The 3,451-nt window shown below is 61.8% G+C and carries 3 protein-coding genes and 1 pseudogene; all 4 read right to left on the reverse strand.

Going from position 1 to position 3,451, the window contains the following annotated elements; genetic code table 11:
* Positions 1-139: transposase (locus tag B7G54_RS37600; protein ID WP_165765554.1), on the reverse strand; the 139-nt coding region annotated here is incomplete at its 3' end.
* A gap of 303 nt (positions 140-442) precedes the next feature.
* Complete coding sequence (locus B7G54_RS37605; protein ID WP_085043674.1) at positions 443-1,267, reverse strand: alpha/beta fold hydrolase; 825 nt, start codon at positions 1,265-1,267, stop codon at positions 443-445.
* Between the two features lie 189 nt (positions 1,268-1,456).
* The gene (locus B7G54_RS37610) at positions 1,457-2,449 is read right to left on the reverse strand and encodes a LysR substrate-binding domain-containing protein (protein ID WP_085043675.1); all 993 of its coding nucleotides are present in this window, start codon (positions 2,447-2,449) and stop codon (positions 1,457-1,459) included.
* 618 nt (positions 2,450-3,067) lie between these two features.
* Positions 3,068-3,451 (reverse strand): annotated as a pseudogene (locus B7G54_RS37615) (ferritin-like domain-containing protein); the annotation flags it as partial.

A 3,451-nucleotide genomic window follows, 5' to 3' on the forward strand; every position in this document is an offset into this window, starting at 1 on the left:
CTCCGAATTTCTTCTTCCAATTGTAGAAAGTCGCCTCGCTAATTCCGAGCTTGCGGCAGACTTCTTCGACCTTCGTACCCAGCTCGGCTTGCTTCAGTGCAAATGCGATCTGCTCTTCCGTAAACTTGCTCGTCTTCATGGCATGACCTTCGTGTCCGCTTGGACACATCATGCCGAATTTCTCTACTTTTGCGCCGGACTATTTCTTGGGTCAGGGTCAAAAAACTGCTGCTTTGCATCGTGCGCCCGAGCGAACTGCACAGGCGTCAGATACCCGGCTCCGCGCCGTGCGTGGCGAGCCGCGCGGAGGCGCTGAGCCTCGTTCGCGGCAGCGCCGAAGAAGCGCGCGGGCGGGACAGGAAGCTCACGCCGGTCAGCGAACGCGCGTGATGCGGGCTCGCGTGACGTGACGTGACGTGACGCCGCGCGACACGCGCCGGCGTCAGCCTGCCGTCAGCCGTTGCGCGTCGAACCAGTCGAGCAACGCACGCGTGACGAACGCGGGATTCTCCAGATTCGAAATGTGCCCGGCGTCCGGCACCAGCGCATGCGCGCACCCGATCACGCTCGCCATCTTCACGGTTTCCGACGGCGGACGCGCCATGTCGCCTGCGCCGCACATCAGCAGCGTGCGTCCGGCATCCAGTTCGGCGAGTGCCGACAGCGTGTCGGGCCGGCCGAAGATCAGCCGGCCGAGCGGGACGATCGATTGCTGCAGCCGGTCGGCCGGCAGGTTCGCCAGCGCGTCGCGAAACGCGGCCGGCACCGGGCCTGCCAGATTGACGTCCGGCCGGAAGAACAGCGGCACGATCGCATCGAGCAGCAGCGGCGCGATACGGCCCGCGGCGGCGATGGCGTCGAGCATCCCGAAGTAGCGCAGCCGCGTCGCTTCGGGCTCGGCCTCGAGCGATGCATCCATCAGCACGAGCGAGCGCACGCGCTGCGGTTCGCGCAACGCGAGCCGCGCGCCCCACATGCCGCCGACGCTGAGCCCGACGAGCGCGCATTGTTCGATCTCCAGCGCGTCGAGCAGCGCACTCGCCTGCGCGGCGAGATCGTCGAGCGTCTGTGTGCCTTCGGGCAGTGCGCCCGACGCGCCATGTCCCCACAGGTCCGGCACGATGACACGGTACTGGCGCGACAGCGCGTCGATCTGCGGCCTCCACATCGCCGCATCCCACAGATAGCTGTGCCCGAGCAGCACCGGAAACCCGGTACCGTGATCCTGATAATGCAGGGTACTGCCATGAATGTTCACTGCGGGCATGTCGTCTCCGGTGTCGGCGCGAGCGGCAGCGGCCCTGAACCGGGCGCCGCGGTCAGCGGCGTGCTGCAACGGACGCGAAGCGGCGCATCATCGCACAGGTAGCAGGCGAGACGCATGACGAATCGCACTGGTGCCCGCATCGGGGCTGCCGCTCGACACCCTCGCCGCACCCGCGACGACACGGCCGTGCTACCCGACGCGATACATCGGCAGCACGTTGCTGCCGGCAGGTTCCTGATCCGACGCGAGCGGATCACGTGCCTGTTCGAGCAGCCAGTTGGTCAGCACTGCGATATCGAACTCGTTGCATGCGTCCGGGTTCTGCACCAGCATGTAGCTTCCCGATGCGACCGTGCAATGCGCGAACAACTCGACGAGCCGGCCCTGCTTCAACAGCACGTCAACCAGCGGCCGCCGCCCGATTGCGATGCCGTGCCCGTCGACCGCCGCCTGCACCAGCTGGTCGTACTGGCTGAAATGCAGTGCCCCGGCGGGCCGCAGGCGCGGCACGCCCAGCTCCTTCAGCAGATGGCTCCACCCGTGCCACGGCCACTCGCCGCGCGGATCGTCGAGATGCAGCAGCACGTGCCTGGCGAGGTCCTCCGGCTTCATCGACGCCGCATCGCCCGCCGCCGGCATCAGGCTCGGGCTGCAGACCGCCACGACACGCTCGCGAAACAGCACGTCCGTCTCGTCCGTCGACGTATACGGCCCTGCATATCGCACGGCCAGATGCAAACGTTTGCGCTTGAGATCTTCAATTTCGCTCGTTGCCGATACGCGCACGTCGATGTCCGGATAGCTTGCGCGGAACGAACCGAGGCGCGGGATCAGCCACAGTGCCGCGAACGAAACCGTCGTCGACAACGAGATCGAGCGCTGGCCGACACTCGACGACAGCTTGCCGATCACCGATTCCAGGTCGGACAACGCGAACGAAATCGCGTCGTACAGCTCCCGCCCCTTGTCGGTCAGCGTCAGGGAACGAATGTGCCGGTGAAAGAGCTCGATCCGGAGCTGCTCCTCGAGCGCCTTGACCTGCCGACTCACGGCGGATTGCGTGACGTTCAGTTCCTGCCCGGCACGCGTAAAGCTCAAATGACGCGCCGCGCATTCGAAGCCTCTCAGGAAATCCAGCGAAGGCATACTTCTCAATCGCTTTGCCAATCTCACATTAGCCATACCGCCGCCTCAAAGTTGCACCCACCGACAGGCAAGTCGCCGTTCGTCTCCCTGAATCGTTTCTCCTATTTTGGATTCGGAATCGATTTTATATTGAAGCATGGATGCAGATCATTCTTATTTTCAATCGTGACACGCGTATTTATCTATCGCTTTTCATCGGCCCGATATTCTTACATTGCCATTCCGAAGTAGTGATTCTGTAAATAAACATGCTGGCAAAACGGCGCGGAAGTTGATCGGCAAAATCGCATAAAAACAGGATATTACGGGCGTAAGTAGGCGCTCCGGTGCCCTTCCTGGCGCTACTGCAGAATCATGCCTGAATACCTACAATATAATTTCAATTTGCAAACAGCCCGCTTCATTTCCCGGATTGCGAAAAGAAAATCAACCTCAACATACATGCGAAATACTATTTAAATCCTCAATTTCATGTTTATTGAAATATACTAAACATATGAAATTGAATTGATTCATGCCATTCCCGGAAATTGATGAAACAATTATGTCCGGAAATGAATATTCCGCCGACCGGAAACGGCAATCCGCATGCATGACGCCGCCATACCGCCCGGAATCGGTTCCATCTTTTACCCGACTGGACGCGCGCGTCCGCTACACACTGTCCGCCACGCCGTCCGCCACACGGTTCGTCCGCGCGGTCACTTCGCGGCGGTAGCGGTTCAGCTCCTGCGCGGTTGCGAACGTGCGCTCGAACAGGATCGACAGGTTGTGCAGAATCCGCTCGACGACCTTCTTTTCCCACTCGCCGTCGAAACGGATCTGCTCGTCGAGCCAGCGCTCGAGCCATTCCGGATCGGGCAGGCGCGACTGCACGGTGTCGCGCGGGAACAGCGCCTGGTTCACGTGCAGGTTGGTCGGGTGCAGCGGCTTCTCGGTGCGGCGCGCCGATGCCATCAGCACGCCGATCTTCGCGAACGCGGCACGTGCGACGTCGCCGCAGTTGTTCAGCGCCTTCTTCATGTAGCGCAGGTACGC

This window comes from Burkholderia puraquae (assembly GCF_002099195.1).
GTDB lineage: Bacteria > Pseudomonadota > Gammaproteobacteria > Burkholderiales > Burkholderiaceae > Burkholderia > Burkholderia puraquae.